This window comes from Burkholderia thailandensis E264, assembly GCF_000012365.1.
In the GTDB taxonomy this organism is placed as follows: Bacteria; Pseudomonadota; Gammaproteobacteria; order Burkholderiales; family Burkholderiaceae; genus Burkholderia; species Burkholderia thailandensis.
On record NC_007650.1, the window covers coordinates 1,433,036 to 1,447,154 of the forward strand.

Below are 14,119 nucleotides of genomic sequence, written 5' to 3' on the forward strand. Positions count from 1 at the left end.
GACCGATGACGACGAGCGCTTCTTCGCCGATCCTTTTTCCCACCGCCGCCGATACGCGGTCCGGTCCGCCGGCGATCGAGGCGGTGCTGCCGCTCACGCCGATGCAGCACGGCATGCTGTTCCACAGCCTGCTCGATCCCGCGTCGGCCGTGTTTTTCCAGCAGCTCATAGCCGAGCTCGACGGCGCGCTCGACGCGCGCGCGTTCGCCGCCGCGTGGGCGGACCTCGTCGATCGGCATCAGAGCCTGCGCGCCGCGTTCCTCTGGGAGCGGCGCGACGAGCCTCGGCAGGTCGTGCTGCGGCGCGCGCCGGCGCCGATCGAATGGCTCGACTGGCCGGATCTCGAGCCCGACGCATTCGACGCGAAGCTCGACGCGTACCTGCGCGCGGACCGCGAGCGGCGCTTCGATCCGGCGAAGGCGCCGCTGCTGCGCGTCGCGATCGTGCGCCGCGCGCCCGCGCGCCACCTGATGATCGTCAGCCACCATCATCTGATTCTCGACGGATGGTCGACGGGCGTCCTGCTCGACGAGCTGCAGACGCTCCACGCGGCGCATCTGCACCGGCGCCCGGCCGCGCTGCGGCCCGCGCCGCGCTACGCCGCGTTCGTCGAGCGCATCGCACGCGCCGACCGGCCGCGCGACGACACGTTCTGGCGCGCGACGCTCGCCGGCTTCGCGCAGCCGACGCCGCTCGTCGGCGATCTCAGGCGGGACGCCGCGACGAGCGGCGACTACGTGCCGTGCGATCTGCAACTGGACTTGCCGGCGCGCCGTGCGCTGGAGGACGCCGCGCGGCGTCATCGCGTGTCGGCCGCCGTTCCGGTGCTCGCCGCGTGGGCTTGGCTGCTCGGGCGGCGGGCGGACGTGCCGGAGGTCGTCTACGGCGTGACGGTGGCCGGCCGGCCGGCGGACTTGCCCGACGCGGACCGGCTCGTCGGACTTTGCATCAACACGGTCCCGCTGCGCGCGGCCGTGCCGGCGCAAAGCGACATCGGCGGCTGGCTGCGCGACGTGCAGGAACGGCTCGCGCGCACGCAGCCGCACGAGCATGCGTCGCTGTCGGCGATCCAGCGCGCGTCGGACTTGCCCGCGGGCGTGCCGCTGTTCGACAGCCTCGTCGTCTACGAGAACTATCCGGTCGCGCCCGCGTCCGCCGGTGCGCCGCTGCGGCTCGTGCACGCGCGCGTCGAGGAACGCGCGAACTATGCGCTGACGCTGATCGCGGAGCCGCGGGCCGACGGGCTGGCGTTGCGGCTGATCGTCGATCGCACGCGAATCGCGATGGAGGAAGGGCGGCGCATGCTCGGCCAGTTGCGCGTCGTGCTCGCCGGCATCGCGCGCGCCGACGAGCGCGCGGATCTCGCGGGCCTCGCGCTGCTGACGGCCGACGAGCAGCGCCGCATCCTGCAAGACTGGAACGCGACGCAGGCGCCGTACGAGCGCACGGCCACGCTGCACGGGCTGTTCGCGCGCCGGGCGGCGCAAGCGCCGGACGCGCCCGCGCTGATCGACGGCGCGGGCACGCTCGGCTACGGCGAGCTGGACCGGCTGAGCCGCGCGGTCGCCGCCGCGCTCGACGCGGCGCGCGTGCCCGCGGGCGCGCCCGTCGCGGTGCGCATGTCGCGTGACCGGCATCTGGTCGCGGCGCTGCTCGGCATCCTGCGCTCGGGCCGCGCGTATGTTCCGCTGGCGTGCAACCTGCCGCCCGCCCGGGTCGGCGACATCGTCGACGCGTTGTCGATCGGCTGCGTCGTCACGTCCGCGGCGATCGGCGACGAGACGGCCGCGCATCTGGGCGGTCGCCCGGCGGCGCTGCTCGTCGCGGAGGAGATCGTCCGGGGCGCGAGCGCACCGGGGCGCGAGCCGGAGCGCGGCACCGCCGACGATCTCGCGTACGTGATCTTCACGTCCGGATCGACCGGGAAGCCGAAGGGCGTGATGATGCGGCATCGGCCGGTCGTCAACCTGATCGAGTGGGTGAATCGCCGGTTCGGCGTCGGGCCGTCGGACCGGATGCTGTTCGTGACGTCGCCCGCGTTCGACCTGTCGGTCTACGACATCTTCGGCGTGCTCGCGGCGGGCGGGTCGATCCGCATCGCGAGCGACGACGAGGCGGCGGACCCGGAGCGGCTCGCCCGCATCCTCGCCGAGGAGCCCGTCACCTTCTGGGACAGCGCGCCGGCCGCGCTCTGGCAGCTTCATCCGCTCTTGCAGGAGCGTGTCGAAGGCAGCCGCCTGCGTCTCGTTTTTTGCAGCGGCGACTGGATTCCGCTGTCGCTGCCCGACTGGATGCGCGGCTGCTTTCCCGGCGCGAGCGTCGTCGCGCTCGGCGGCGCGACCGAGGCCGCGATCTGGTCGAACTATCACGTCGTCGAGCGCGTCGAGCCGGGCTGGCGAAGCATTCCGTACGGCCGGCCGATCCAGAACGCGCGCTACTACATTCTCGACCGGGCGCTGCGCCCGGTGCCGCCCGGCATCCCCGGCGATCTGTACATTGGCGGCGAATGCCTGAGCGACGGCTACGCGGGCGAGCCCGCGCTGACGGCCGCGCGCTTCGTCGCGGACCCGCACGGCGATCGCCCGGGCGCGCGGATGTACCGCACGGGCGACCGCGCGCGCTTCTGGGACGACGCAACGATCGAGTTCCTCGGCCGCGACGATCATCAGGTGAAGATTCGCGGCTTTCGTATCGAACTGGGCGAGGTCGAGGCGGCGCTGGCCCGTCATCCGGACGTGCAGGACGCGCTGGCCGTCGTGCGCGCGAACGGCGAGGGCGGCCCGGCGGACGGCCGCGACGACCGGACGCTCGTCGCGTACGCGGTGCCGAGGCCGGGCGGCCGCGCGGGCGCCGCCGACCTGATCGCGCATCTGCGCGGCCTGCTGCCGCCGCCGATGGTGCCGGCGCATCTGGTGATGCTGGACGCGCTGCCCGTCAGCGCGAACGGCAAGGTCGACCGCCATGCGCTGCCCGCGCCGCTCGCCGAGCGCGCGAAGGCGGACGGCGCGGCGCATCTGGTCGAGGAACTGGTGGCCGGGATCTGGGCCGACGTGCTCGGCCTCGCGTCGGTGCCGGTCGATCAGGACTTCTTCGCGCTCGGCGGGCACTCGCTGCGCGCGACGTCGGTGATCGCGCGGCTGCGCGTCGCGCTGCGCCGGGACCTGCCGCTCGCGCTGCTGTACCGGCATCCGACCGTGCGCGAGCTGAGCGCGGCGATCGTCGCCGGCGACGCGCGCGCACGCGACGCGGGCGATGCGCAGGACCCGCACGGCGCGCAGGAGGGCGCGCTGCCGCGGCTGTCGCGCGACGGCCCGCTGCCGCTATCGCCCGCTCAGGAGCGGCTGTGGTTCCTGCATCGCCTGGAGCCGGACAGCCCGTTCTACACGATCGTGCTCGCGGCCTGGCTCGACGGCCGCGTCGAGCGCGCGGCGCTCGAGCGGGCCGTGGCCGTGGTGGCCGAGCGCCACGAGATCCTGCGCAGCCACATCGTCGACATCGGCGGCCGGCCCGCGCAGACGCCCGCCCGCGCCGACCTGCCGCTGCCGCTGCCGATCCGGGTGGCGGACCTGACGGGCGCCGCCGATCCGCAAGCCGAAGCGCTCGCGCTCGCGCGCGCCGACGCGCGGCGGCCATTCGATCTGGCGCGCGAACTGCCGTTCCGGGTGCTGCTCGCGCACACGCGCGCGGACCGCGCGCTGGCGCTGATCCTGATGGATCACGCGGCGGCGGACGGCTGGTCGGTCGGCATCTTCGCGCAGGAACTGCTCGGCGCGTACGACGCGCTCGTCGAGGGCGCGGCGCCGGCGCTGCCGCCGCTCGACGCGCAATACGCGGATCTGAGCGCGTGGCAGGCGTCGCGGCTCGCGCGCGGCGAGCTCGAGCGGCAGCTCGACTACTGGCGCGCGACGCTCGCGGGCTTGCCGGCGCTGAACCTGCCGACCGATCGGCCGCGCTCGCCTGCGCAACGCTTCGCGGGCGCGGTGGTGCGCTTCCGGGTGCCGGCGGCGACGTCTCACGCGCTCGCGGCGCTCGCGCGCCGCGAGAGCTGCACGCTCTTCATGGTCGGGCTCGCCGCGTTCGCGACGGTGCTGCGCCACCGCAGCGGGCAGGACGATCTGGCGATCGGCACCGATCTCGCGGGGCGCACGCACCCCGCGGCGGAGCGGCTGATCGGCTTCTTCGTGAACCAACTGGTGCTGCGCATCGACCTGAGCGGCTGCGACAGCTTCCGCGATGCGCTGCGCGCGGTGCGCGCGCGCGCGCTCGACGGTTTCTTCCATCAGGACGTGCCGTTCGACACGCTGGTGCGCACGCTGAATCCGCCGCGCGAGCCCGGGCGGATGCCGCTGTTCCAGGTGAAGTTCGTGCTGCAGAACACGCCGTTCATGACGCTGTCGAGCCGCCATCTGCGCGTCGAGCCGCTCGAGATCGACACGGGCACAGCGAAGTACGACCTGCTCGTGACCTTGGCCGAGCGGCCCGACGGACTCGCGGGCACGCTCGAATACGCGACCGATCTGTTCGACGCGGCGACGGCGCAGGGCATCGCCGCCGATCTGCAGGCGGTGCTCGAGCTCGTCGCGCAGAACGCCGCGGTCGGCGTGGCCGACATCGCGCGGCTGCTCGATGCGGGCCAGGCGCAGCGCGCGGAGCTCGGCCGTCAGAGCTTGCGTCGCGCGGGGCTCGAACGGTTGCGCCGGCTCGCGCGCACGGAAGGAGGGGGGCGATGAACGATGTCTTCGGCGAACGCGGGAGCCATGTCGCGAGCGGCATGAAGGGCGACACGAATAACGATGTCAAGAAGGGCGATCTCGAGGGCGGCATCAAGAGCGGCGCGGCGCGCGACCACTGCGCGATCGTCACGCGCCACGCGCCGGCGGCGATCCTCTGGGATGCCGCCGACGCCGCGCCGGAGCTCGTCGCCGCGCGCCCCGCGCTCGCCGATGCGCTCGCCGGGCTGCGCGCGGGCGTGCCGGCGGCCGGCCGGATCGCGCCATTCGACGATCCGGCCGCGGTGCGCCCATACCGGCACTTGCGCGCGTTCTACCTGCAGCGCGCGGACGGCGTGCTCGCGATCAAGGGCAGCGAGATCCTCGCGGCCGACGTCGAGCCGCATCTGCGGATGCTCGCGGCGCATCGGGTCGAGTTCCCCGGCCGGGGCCGCTCGCTGTTTTCCGCGCTCGAGCATTTCCCGCTGAACGAGCAGAAGATTCCGCTCGCGATGTCGGTCGACGAGGCGCTCGAGGACGCGCACGCCGCCGCCGCCGTGCAGCGCGCGCATCTGGCGCGCTTCGGCCGCGTCGCGCGCGTGCCGCTGCCGCTCGTCGCGATTCGCTGGCCCGACGCGGCAGCGCACGCGCATCTCGCGCGGCTCGCGCCGCTCCTCACGCGCCGCGCGCGGCTCGCCGTCGAGCGTGTCGCGGCCGATGGCCTGGGCGCGGTCGCGTACCACTATCCGGCCGTCCCGCATCGCGTCGCGCATCTGCCTCAACTGCTCGCCGGACGGCCGGAAAACGGCTGGCTCGCGCGCCTGTCCGCGCTGACCGATCCCGCCGCGACGATCGACGGCTGGCTCGAACTGCTCGCGCGCATGCTCGCGCTCGGCTTCCTGCCCGCGAGCGTCGAGAGCATGGGCGTGGGCCATTGCCTCGACACGAAGAACGCGGTCATCGACGGCGGATTCGTCGACCTGGGCTCGGTATGCCGCACGGCCGACGTGACCGACGATCGGCGGTTTCTCGAAACGCTGCTGTCGGCGATCGCGGATCTCGCGCAGACCTGCCGGCAGTTCCTGCTCGGCGATGCGCCGGACGTCGAGGCCGAGTACCGCAATCCGTCGCTCGCGATGGTCTTGGTGCTCAACCGGCTGTTGCCGGATCTCGCCGCGCGCGTGCAGCGGCTCGGCGGGGCGGATTCGCGCATCGCGGACGCGCTCGCGCCCCGGCGCGCCGCCGACGCGCTCGCGGGCGAATTGGCGCGGCTCGGCCTCGGGGCCGCGCCGCCGGGAGGACATCGATGAGCCGCGTACGCCTGCTTTCCGAACTGGTTCCGGGGCTCGACACGCTCGTCAGGCCGCTGGACCTGCTCGAGCGGCCCACGCCCGTGACCGAGGAGCCGGAACTCGCGCGCCGTTGGGGGCAGGCCGGCCTGTGGGTCAAGCGCGACGATCTCGCCAATCCGCTCTACGGCGGCAGCAAGGTCCGCACGCTCGAGTTCTTCCTCGGCCGCGCGCGCGCGGTGGGCGCGGACGGCGTCGTCACGATGGGGCCCTACGGCAGCCATCAGTTGCTCGCGACCGCGGTGTTCGGCCGGCTGACGGGTTTTCGCACGCGCGGCGTCGCGACGCCGCAGCCCGACGTGCCGGAGATCGAACTGAACCGCCGGCTGCTGCCCGCGTACGGCATGGAGGTGATGCGCTGCGGCAGCTTCGCCGCCGTGCCCGCGACGCTGCTGCGCGCGCGGCTCAAGCGGCTCGGCTCGGCGCGGCCGTTCTGGATTCCGCCCGGCGCGAATCATCCGCTCGGCGTGATGGGCGTCGTCGAGGGCGCGCTCGAAGTCGCGCAGGCGATCCGCGCGGGCAGCCTGCCGCTTCCGGACGACGTCGTCGTGCCGACCGGCACCTGCGCGACGGCGGCGGGCGTCTACCTCGGCTTCGCGCTCGCGGGGCTCCACGTGCGGGTCGTCGCCGTGCGGATGGTGCCGATGATCGTCACCGGGCCGGCGAAGCTGCTGCGCATGGTCCGGCAGACCGAGTGGCTGCTGCGCCGCTACGGCCTGACGGCGACCGCGCGCTGGGGCGCGCTGCTGTGGACGAACGACCATGCGGGGCCGAGCTACGGGCGGGGCGGCCTCGTCGCCGAGCGCGCGCGCGCGGATGTCGAGCAATTCGGCGCATTCCGCACCGAAACCACCTACACCGCGAAGACGCTCGCGCTGCTCGCGGGCGGCGGTCTTCGGCAGCGGCGAGTGCTGTTCTGGAACACCTACAGCGCGATCGATCCCGATCCGATGCGGGACGCCGCCGACGCGTGCGCGCCCGCCGACGGCGCGCCCTTTCCTCGTTGCGCAACCGAACCGTAGGAGATGCCGAATTGACGAAGTCGACGATCGCTCATTCTCGGCCGGCGCAGTCGGTCCTGGATTTCGGAATCGTGGCGCCCGGCCGCGCCGGTCCCGCCGTGCTCGCCGACAGCCTCGCGCTCGCCGACCGGCTCGACCGGCTAGGCTACCACCGGCTCTGGCTGTCCGAGCATCACGAATCCCATTTCTGCTGGGCCGTGCCGGAAATGATGGTCGCGGCCCTCGCGCAACGCACGCGCACGCTGCGCATCGGCACGGCGGCCGTGCTGCTCCCCGTGCGCAATCCGTTGCTGCTCGCGGAGAGCTTTCGCGTGCTCGAGGCGCTGACGCCCGGCCGCGTCGATCTCGGCGTGTGCGCGGCGGTGCCGCTCGATCCCGTCGCGCTGTCCGCGCTCGCCGGGCAGCCGCGGCCGGATGTGGCCGCGCTGATGGCGAGCTTCGACGGGCGGCTCGGCGAACTGCTCGACTTTTTGCGCGGCGGGTTTCCCGACGGGCACCGGTTCGCGTGCGGCGCGACGCCGCCGTTCGTCGACGCGCCGCCCGTTTGGGTGATGGGCTCGGGCCCGGGCAGCGCGGCGACGGCCGCGGCACGCGGCGCGCACTACGCGTATTCGCTGTTCCACAAGGGCAGCCGGCAGGACCCCGCGGTGCCGGCCGCGTACCGCGAGCGGCGGCCGGACGGCCGCGTCGCGGTGGCCGTGAGTTGCATCAGCGCGGACACGGACGCCGCCGCGGCCGAGCAGCGCCGCCTCGTCGAAGGCTGGCTGCGCGACGACATGCGCGTCGTGCTGTCGGGCTCGCACGACGCCTGCCGCGAACAGGTGCGCGCGCTCGCGCAGCGGTTTCACGCGGATGAAGTCATCCTGCTGCATCTGTGGCATGACCCCGCGCGCCGCATCGACGCGATCGAGGCGATGGCGTCGATGATTCATCCGTTGGCCGAACCGGTGCGCGCATGACGACGTCCGCCCATGTCGCCACGGTTCGCACGCCGACGATGGTCGACATCGTGCGCGCGCACGCCGAGCGGCAACCCGGCCGGCGTGCATACACGTATCTGCCGGAACAGGAGGGCGCGCCCGCCGCGCAGCTCGACTATGCGTGCCTCGTTCGCCGCGCGGATGCGATCGCGGCCGGCCTCGACCGGCGCCTGGCGTGCGAGCCCGATGCGCCGCGGATGGCGATGCTGCTGTTTCCGCCGGGGCCGGACTTTCTCGCGGCGTTCTGGGGCTGCCTGTCGGCGCGCGTGATCGCGATTCCGGCGCCGCTGCCGCGCCCCGGGCGCGGCCCGGCGACGCTCGATGCGATCGCGCGGAACGCGGGCGCACGGCTGATTCTCGCGTGCCGCCCGCAGGCCGACGCGATCGGCCGGATGCGCGCGCAATCCGCGGCGCTCGCGCGCCTCGACGTGCTGTTCGTCGACGACATGCAGGCGGACGGCGCCGGCCGTCCCGCGCCGCCTAGGCCCGCGGCGCACGACATCGCGTTCCTGCAATACACGTCGGGCTCGACGAGCCGGCCGAAGGGCGTCGTCGTCCGCCACCGCAACTTGGTCGCCAACGAACGGATGATCGCGCAGGCGATGTCGCTCGATCGCGCGTCGACGACGGTGACCTGGATGCCGCACTACCACGACATGGGCCTGATCGGCGGCATGCTGCAGCCGCTCTACAGCGGCGCGGACTGCGTGGCGATGGCGCCGACGACGTTCCTGAAGCGGCCGCTGCGCTGGCTGCAGGCGATCGCGCAATGGCGCGGGGTGTCGTCCGGCGGGCCGGATTTCGCGTACCGGCTGTGCGTCGAGCGGATCGCGCCCGAGCACACGGCCGGGCTCGATCTGTCGAGCTGGCGCGTCGCGTTCAACGGCGCGGAGCCCGTGCGCGCGGCGACCCTCGCCGCGTTCGGCGAGCGCTTCGGCCCCGCCGGCTTTCGCGCGAGCGCGTGCTATCCGTGCTACGGGATGGCGGAAGCGACGCTGCTCGCGGCGGGCGGGCGCGCGGGCGACGGCGCGCGCGTGCTGCGCATCTCGGCCGCCGGGCTCGCGGCCGGCCGAGCCGAGCCGCCGGCGCCGGGCGACGCGAGCGCGGCCGCCGTGTGCTGCGGAGCGCCGCCGGCGGGCGCGCGGCTCGCCGTCGTCGATCCGGCGACGCGTCGGCGGCGTCCGGACGGCATCGTCGGCGAAATCTGGATCGCCGGCCCGCACGTCGCCGACGGCTACCATCGCGCGCCCGAGGCGAGCGCCGCGACGTTCGGCGCGGCGCTCGCCGGCCCGGAGCCGGACGCGGGCCCGTGGCTGCGCACGGGCGACCTCGGGTTTCTGCTCGACGGCGGCGTGTACGTCACCGGCCGGCTGAAGGAGATGATGATCGTCAACGGACGCAACCTGTATCCGCACGACGTCGAAGACACGCTGCGCGACGGGCTCGCCGAGATCCGCGACGCGGCCGTGTTCGCGTTGGCCGAGCCGGGCGGGCGCGAGCGCACGGTCGCGATCCTCGAGCTGGCCGCCGCGCAGCGCCGGCTGATCCTGCAGCGGGACGCGCACGCCGACGCCGGGCTGCACGCGATCGCCGTCGGCGCGCGCGCGCTCGCCGCGCGGGCCTGCGAGCTGCCGCTCGACCACGTGCGGCTGAGCCTGCCGGGGGCGATCGTCAAGACGACGAGCGGCAAGACGCGCTATGGCGAGCTGCGCGCGCGCATGCTCGCGCTGCCCGATTCGTTGCGGCAGGCGCCCATATCGATAGAGGCGGGGCGCGCCCGCCGGGAGGAAGCATGAACATGACGAGCACGGCCTTGCCCCCCACGGCCGACGCGATCGAGCGTTGGCTGATCGGACGGATCGCGGCGGCGACGGGCTGCGCCGCGGCCGCGATCGATCCGGACAAGGCGATGGAAGCCTATGGGCTCACGTCGGTGATCGCGGTCGGCCTGAGCGCGGAGCTGGAGGATTGGCTCGGGATCGACGTCGACGCGACGATCGTCTGGGACTATCCGACGGTCGCGGGCCTCGCGGCCCATCTGGCGGACGCCTTGCGCGCGCGCTGACGGGGCGCCCGCGCCCGAGCGCGCCGGCTCACAGCACGTTCATCATCGCGAGCGCGGCTTCCTGCAGCGGCGGCAGCACCCGCTCGAGCGCGGCGTCGGCGCTTTCGCCGCCGATCGGCATGTTGGTGCTGAGCGCGGCGACGACCTCGCCGTGGCGGTTCTTGAGCGGCACGGCGATCCCGCGCACGCCGAGCTGCAATTGCTGCTCGATCAGCGCATAGCCGTCGATGCGCGCGCGGTCGATCTTTTCCTGCAGGCGCGCCTTGTTGGTCAGCGTGTGCGGGGTGAACGGCGGGAACTCGGTCGAGTCGAGCCACGCGCGCACCGCGTCCTGGTCCGCCTTGCACGCGAGCAGCACGACGCCCGGCGAGATCAGCGGCGCGGGCACGCGCGCGCCGAGCACGAAGCCCGTCGTCATCACGCGCGACACGCCGTTGCGCGCGATCACGACGAGTTCCCATTCGTCGAGCACGCTCACGTATGCGGATTCGTTGAGCGTCGCGCTCAATTGCTGCAGATACGGCTGCACGGTGCGCGGCAGGCGCGCCGAATCGAAGTACGACCAGCCGACCCGCAGCACGCGCGGCGTGAGCCCGTAGAGCCGCCCGTCGGTGTATACGTAGCCGAGCGCTTCGAGCGTGAGCAGATAGCGGCGCGCGGCGGTGCGCGTCAAGCCCGTGCGCGCGGCGGCCTGGGTCGGCGTCATCCGCGCGTGCTGGCTGTCGAACGCCTCGAGGATCGCGAGGCCTTTCTCGAGGCCCGCGATCCAGTCGCGTCGGTCGAGCGGCGTCTTCTTCATTCGCGATGTCGCGATGGGCGATTCGCCGCGCTCGCTCAGGCGGCGCGCATCCGCGCGGCCACGAGCGTCGAGACGAGGCAGCCCGTCGCGAGATACGCGGCGACGAGATGCCACGAGCCGCCGCCGAAGCTCACGAGCGCGACCGCGATGAACGGCGTGAAGCCGCCGCCCACCACGCTCGCGAACTGATAGCCGACGCCCGCGCCGCTGTAGCGGTACTCGGCGCCGAACAGCTCGGTGAAGAGCGGCTGCTGGACGCTCACGACCATGTCGTGCGCGACGTTCGCGAGCATCACCGAGCAGATCACGATCCAGACGGTCGCGCGCGCCTCGAGCGCGACGAAGAACGGCACCGCGCACGCGAGCCCGACGAGCGCGCCGGCGATGTAGACGCGGCGCAGCCCGAAGCGGTCGGCGAGCCACGCGAAGCACGGGATCGTCACGCAGCTCAGCGCGCCGACGAGCAGGCCGATGTTCAGGAACAGGTCGCGCGACATCCCGAGGTTCGACGTCGAATAGCTGAGCGCGAACGCGGTCACGATGTACATCGTGAACAACTCGGCGAGGCGCAGCGCGACGATGTAGACGAACGCCCTCGGATGACGGGTCAGCGCCTCGAGCACCGGCAGCTTCAGCTTGCGGTGGCCGTGCTCGACTTTCTCGACGAATTCCTGCGATTCGTCCATGCTCGAACGCACCCACAGGCCGATCAGCACGAGCACGATGCTGAACACGAACGGCAGCCGCCAGCCCCACGCCCGAAACGCGGCGTCGCCGAGCGTGTGGCCGAGGATCGATACGATGCCCGTCGCGAGCACGAGCCCGACGCCGTAGCCGACCTGCACGCCGCTGCTGTAGAACGCCTTCTTTTTCTCGGGCGCGCTCTCGACCGCCATCAGCGCCGCGCCGCCCCATTCGCCGCCGACCGCGAAGCCCTGCACCGCGCGCAGCGCGACGAGCAGCGCGGGCGCCCACCAGCCGATCGTGCCGAAGGTCGGCAGCAGGCCGATCGCGACCGTCGACACGCCCATCAGCATCACCGTCAGCACGAGCATCCGCTTGCGGCCGAGCCGGTCGCCGTAATGGCCGAACACGACGCCGCCGAGCGGGCGGAACAGGAAGCCGACGCCGAACGTCGCGAACGCGGCGAGCGTGCCCATCGTCGGGCTGACGTTCGGAAAGAACGCATGGTTGAAGACGAGCGCGGCGACGATGCCGTACAGCAGGAAGTCGTACCAGTCGACCACCGCGCCGACGAAGCTGCCGATCGCGGCCTTGCGGGCCTGGTTGCGGTGAGCGGGCGCGGTGCCGATCGTGCCGGCCGCGTCGAATGCTGGGGTCATGCGATGTCTCCTGTTGTCGCCGGCACATGGCCGCCGCGCTGGCGCGAGGCGCGGGCGGGGCCGCCGGCGCGGCTCGTGCGAGCCGTCGTGTCGGGGTGACTCGCAGCATAGGAGCGGCGGCGGCTTCGGAGCAACGCGGCGACGAAACATTGTGCGCGATTAGCGAACGAAAGCGTGCGATTATCGATCGGTTTCGGGGTTTGCACTAGGGCGAACGGCGAATGCCCGCCGGGCGACGATACGGATGCCGGCGCCGCAGTGCTTCGCATCGTGAACGATTTGGTTAAAATTGCCGGCGCGGCCCGGCCGCGCGGCGCGACGCGCCGCCGCCGCCGACCAGCGACGATTCCCCCGCCAGCCCAGGAGACCTCGATGTCCAGCTCAGCCAGTCCCGCGTCCAGCGATCCCGCGTTTGCCGGCCCGCCGGGCGACAACCCGCTCGGCATGGCGGGGCTCGAATTCGTCGAATTCGCGTCGCGCGAGCCTGACGCGCTCGCGCGGCGCTTCGAGCAGCTCGGTTTCAAGGCGATCGCGCGGCACGTCAGCAAGGCGGTCACGCTCTACCGGCAAGGGCCGATGAACTTTCTCGTGAACGCGCAGCCCGATTCGTTCGCCGCGCGCTACGCGGACGAATATGGCACGGGCGTGTGTGCGATCGGCATTCGCGTCGACGACGCGCAGCGCGCGTTCGAGCGCGCGATCGAGCTCGGCGCGTGGGCGTTCGAGGGCGAGCGGATCGGCGTCGGCGAATTGACGATTCCGGCGATCCAGGGGATCGGCGCGTCGCACATCCATTTCGTCGACCGCTGGCGCGGGCGCGGCGGATTGCGCGGCGGGGTCGGCGACATCTCGATCTTCGACGTCGATTTCCGCCCGATCGACGTCGCCACGGCGCAGGCGGACCTCGACTACTTCGGCGCCGGCCTGCGGCGCGTCGATCACCTGACGCAGACGGTCGGCCGTGGCCGGATGCAGGAGTGGCTCGATTTCTATCGCGATCTGCTGCACTTCCGCGAGATCCATGAACTCAACGCGAACTGGCACGTGTCGGAGGAGGCGCGCGTGATGGTGTCGCCGTGCGGCGACGTGCGGATTCCGGTGTACGAGGAGGGCACGAGGCGCACCGAGCTGATGCACGAGTATCTGCCCGACCATCCGGGCGAGGGGGTGCAGCACATCGCGCTCGCGACCGACGACATTCTCGCGTGCGCGGACGCGCTCGCGGCGAACGGCGTCGAGTTCGTCGAGCCGCCCGCGCGCTACTACGACGAGATCGAGGCGCGATTGCCCGGCTGCCGGATCGACGTCGATGCGCTGCGCGCGCGCCGCATTCTCGTCGACGGCGAGATCGGCGACGACGGCGTGCCGAGGCTGTTTCTCCAGACGTTCGTCAAGCGCCGGCCCGGCGAGATCTTCTTCGAGATCGTCGAGCGGCGCGGGCATCACGGCTTCGGCGAGGGCAATCTGCGCGCGCTCGCGCACGCGAGGAATGCGGCGCGCGGCGCGCTCAGGCAGTGAGCGGTCGCGGCGCGCTTGCGTCGCCTAAGCCGTCGTTCAGCGCGCGGATCAGCGTGTCGGCGAAATCGCCGATGCACGCGCTGTTCAGCAGCAGATGCGGCGCGATGTCCGCGCAGAGCCGGTGCTGGAGCTGCGCGACCACGCGCTGCGCGGCCTGAAGCGATCCGCCGATCGACAAGAACGCGTCGTGCATCGCGGCATCCGGGCGATCGAGCACGGCCCGGACGACGGCGAGCACCGCGTCGTCGATACGCTGGACATGCGGAACTTCGACGTGGATCGTCATGGTCTTCCTCCGAAGAAAAAACGGGGAGCGGCGGCTCCCCGTAGGCGG

At 72.7% G+C, this 14,119-nt stretch carries 10 protein-coding genes; 7 read left to right on the plus strand and 3 right to left on the minus strand.

Features of this window, described 5'->3' with window-relative positions; translation table 11 throughout:
- Positions 1–5 precede the first annotated feature (5 nt).
- From BTH_RS06220 to BTH_RS06245, 6 genes are read left to right on the plus strand one after another with little or no spacing between them, the layout of a single operon-like run.
- On the plus strand, positions 6–4,730 hold the full coding sequence (locus BTH_RS06220) for a non-ribosomal peptide synthetase (protein WP_011401192.1): 4,725 nt from the start codon (positions 6–8) through the stop codon (positions 4,728–4,730).
- Positions 4,727–6,019 (plus strand): hypothetical protein, encoded by a 1,293-nt coding sequence (locus BTH_RS06225; RefSeq protein WP_009896796.1) that lies wholly within the window; start codon positions 4,727–4,729, stop codon positions 6,017–6,019. The genes BTH_RS06220 and BTH_RS06225 overlap by 4 nt, the downstream gene beginning before the upstream one ends.
- Complete coding sequence (locus BTH_RS06230; protein ID WP_009896797.1) at positions 6,016–7,080, plus strand: 1-aminocyclopropane-1-carboxylate deaminase/D-cysteine desulfhydrase; 1,065 nt, start codon at positions 6,016–6,018, stop codon at positions 7,078–7,080. Before BTH_RS06225 ends, BTH_RS06230 begins: the two co-directional genes overlap by 4 nt.
- A gap of 11 nt (positions 7,081–7,091) precedes the next feature.
- Positions 7,092–8,039, plus strand: coding sequence for an MsnO8 family LLM class oxidoreductase (locus BTH_RS06235; protein ID WP_009896798.1), 948 nt, complete (start codon positions 7,092–7,094; stop codon positions 8,037–8,039).
- Positions 8,036–9,856: a fatty acyl-AMP ligase gene (locus BTH_RS06240; protein ID WP_011401193.1), complete on the plus strand. Its 1,821-nt coding sequence runs from the start codon at positions 8,036–8,038 to the stop codon at positions 9,854–9,856. The genes BTH_RS06235 and BTH_RS06240 overlap by 4 nt, the downstream gene beginning before the upstream one ends.
- Positions 9,853–10,125 carry an acyl carrier protein gene (locus BTH_RS06245; RefSeq protein ID WP_011401194.1) on the plus strand — a complete coding sequence of 91 codons (273 nt, stop codon included), beginning with the start codon at positions 9,853–9,855 and terminating at the stop codon, positions 10,123–10,125. Before BTH_RS06240 ends, BTH_RS06245 begins: the two co-directional genes overlap by 4 nt.
- A gap of 28 nt (positions 10,126–10,153) precedes the next feature.
- On the opposite strand, the gene BTH_RS06250 is transcribed toward BTH_RS06245, so the two are convergent.
- Both BTH_RS06250 and shiA read right to left on the minus strand, forming a co-directional pair.
- Positions 10,154–10,924, minus strand: coding sequence for an IclR family transcriptional regulator domain-containing protein (locus BTH_RS06250; protein ID WP_009896803.1), 771 nt, complete (start codon positions 10,922–10,924; stop codon positions 10,154–10,156).
- A gap of 35 nt (positions 10,925–10,959) precedes the next feature.
- Positions 10,960–12,267 (minus strand): shikimate transporter, encoded by a 1,308-nt coding sequence (gene shiA, locus BTH_RS06255; RefSeq protein ID WP_009896805.1) that lies wholly within the window; start codon positions 12,265–12,267, stop codon positions 10,960–10,962.
- A gap of 372 nt (positions 12,268–12,639) precedes the next feature.
- Here shiA and BTH_RS06260 point away from each other — a divergent pair, with 372 nt between their 5' ends.
- Complete coding sequence (locus tag BTH_RS06260; protein ID WP_011401196.1) at positions 12,640–13,785, plus strand: 4-hydroxyphenylpyruvate dioxygenase family protein; 1,146 nt, start codon at positions 12,640–12,642, stop codon at positions 13,783–13,785.
- Here the strand turns inward: BTH_RS06260 and BTH_RS06265 are convergent.
- Positions 13,775–14,071: a phosphopantetheine-binding protein gene (locus BTH_RS06265; protein WP_009896813.1), complete on the minus strand. Its 297-nt coding sequence runs from the start codon at positions 14,069–14,071 to the stop codon at positions 13,775–13,777. The two genes, BTH_RS06260 and BTH_RS06265, sit on opposite strands and share 11 nt — an antisense overlap.
- Positions 14,072–14,119 lie beyond the last annotated feature (48 nt).

Bases quoted from the DNA above. Each gene is read 5' to 3' on its own strand.
- BTH_RS06220 (WP_011401192.1), top strand. From the start codon at position 6: ATGACGACGAGCGCTTCTTCGCCGATCCTTTTTCCCACCGCCGCCGAT.
- BTH_RS06225 (WP_009896796.1), top strand. From the start codon at position 4,727: ATGAACGATGTCTTCGGCGAACGCGGGAGCCATGTCGCGAGCGGCATG.
- BTH_RS06230 (WP_009896797.1), top strand. From the start codon at position 6,016: ATGAGCCGCGTACGCCTGCTTTCCGAACTGGTTCCGGGGCTCGACACG.
- BTH_RS06240 (WP_011401193.1), top strand. From the start codon at position 8,036: ATGACGACGTCCGCCCATGTCGCCACGGTTCGCACGCCGACGATGGTC.
- BTH_RS06245 (WP_011401194.1), top strand. From the start codon at position 9,853: ATGAACATGACGAGCACGGCCTTGCCCCCCACGGCCGACGCGATCGAG.
- BTH_RS06250 (WP_009896803.1), bottom strand. From the start codon at position 10,924: ATGAAGAAGACGCCGCTCGACCGACGCGACTGGATCGCGGGCCTCGAG.
- shiA (WP_009896805.1), bottom strand. From the start codon at position 12,267: ATGACCCCAGCATTCGACGCGGCCGGCACGATCGGCACCGCGCCCGCT.
- BTH_RS06260 (WP_011401196.1), top strand. From the start codon at position 12,640: ATGTCCAGCTCAGCCAGTCCCGCGTCCAGCGATCCCGCGTTTGCCGGC.
- BTH_RS06265 (WP_009896813.1), bottom strand. From the start codon at position 14,071: ATGACGATCCACGTCGAAGTTCCGCATGTCCAGCGTATCGACGACGCG.